The sequence below is a fragment of the Chromobacterium piscinae genome, assembly GCF_021129175.1.
Taxonomy (GTDB): Bacteria; Pseudomonadota; Gammaproteobacteria; order Burkholderiales; family Chromobacteriaceae; genus Chromobacterium; species Chromobacterium piscinae.
Map to the genome: position 1 here is coordinate 1 of NZ_JAJOHV010000179.1, position 1,300 is coordinate 1,300.

The following is a 1,300-nucleotide window of genomic DNA, read 5'->3' on the forward strand; positions in this document are numbered from 1 at the left end:
TGATCTACGCGCTGGTGACAGGCCTGGCCCAGGGGGTGGTCAAGGTGATCCAGCAGAAAGTGGAAGTGTCGGTGATCAGCGAACCGCCGCCGCCGCCTCCGCCGCCGCCGCCGAAGATCGAGAAAGTGGTGCAGCAGCCGACGACGCCGAAGCCGCAGGCCTACGTGCCGCCGGTGGTGAATCCGCCGCCGGTCACGCAATCGGCCAACGCCATCCAGGCAGTGACCTCCGATCCGAAGCCGCAACCGGCGCCGACGCCGGTCCCGGCGGTGGAAGCGCCGAAAGGCCCGGTCTCGGTCAAGGGCAACTGCACTCAGACCGAAACGCCAGAATATCCAGCCAAGGCGTTGGAGGATGAAATTCAAGGCGATGTGTTCGTCGTGTTTGCGGTAGGCGGGGATGGGAAAGTGACTGGGATCACGGATGTGCGCTTTGACGGCAGCATCCCCCCTCGTTACCGGAGCAGTTTTAAATCGGCGATTTCGAATGCTCTTCAGAGCTATGCATGTCGCGCCAACATGCAGCTGACGCAGCCGTTTCACTTCAAACTCGACTCTGGCGCCTAAGTCGCCCAGGGCATCTCAAGACACAAAGGAGCAAATACCATGATCAAGAACACTCGCGCACTGCTGGGCAAAGTCCTGGGCGCCGCCGGCCTGCTGACCGCACTGCCGGCGCTGGCGGCGGAGACCGTCAGCACCTCCAATCCGTACGGCATCGACGCGCTGTGGTCGCAAGGCGACTTCGTGGCCAAGGGCACGCTGATCATTCTGCTGATCATGTCGGCCTCCACCTGGTACGTCGGCATCGTCAAGCTGCTGGAACAACGCCGCCTGATCAAGCAGGGGCATGAACTGCTGGGCCACCACGGCACGGATCTGCAAAAAGCCGCCAGCGAACTGGCGGACGAAGGCATGTACAGCGCGGTGGCGCAAGCCGGCATCGAAGCGGCCGCCGAGCACAAGGGCGAGCTGGCCAACCGCGTCGACCTGAACACCTGGGTGGCGATGGCGATTTCGGACGCGGTGGACTCCGCCAGCCACCACATGCAGAACGGCCTGTCGGTGATCGCCACCGTCGGTTCCACCGCGCCGTTCGTCGGCCTGTTCGGCACCGTATGGGGCATCTACCACGCGCTGGTGAAGATCGGCACCTCGGGCCAGGCCTCCATCGACAAGGTGGCCGGTCCGGTGGGCGAAGCGCTGATCATGACCGCCATCGGTCTGGCCGTCGCGGTGCCGGCGGTGCTGGGCTACAACTGGCTGGTGCGCCGCAACAAGCTGGTGCTGGACAACGTGCG

General features: G+C 64.3%; 2 protein-coding genes. Both read left to right on the forward strand.

Annotated features, from left to right (window positions below; all coding sequences use genetic code 11):
• On the forward strand, positions 1-566 hold a 566-nt coding region (locus tag LQR33_RS24055; RefSeq protein WP_231470753.1), incomplete at its 5' end, for an energy transducer TonB.
• A gap of 39 nt (positions 567-605) precedes the next feature.
• The coding region (locus LQR33_RS24060; RefSeq protein WP_231470754.1) for a MotA/TolQ/ExbB proton channel family protein at positions 606-1,300 on the forward strand (695 nt) is incomplete at its 3' end.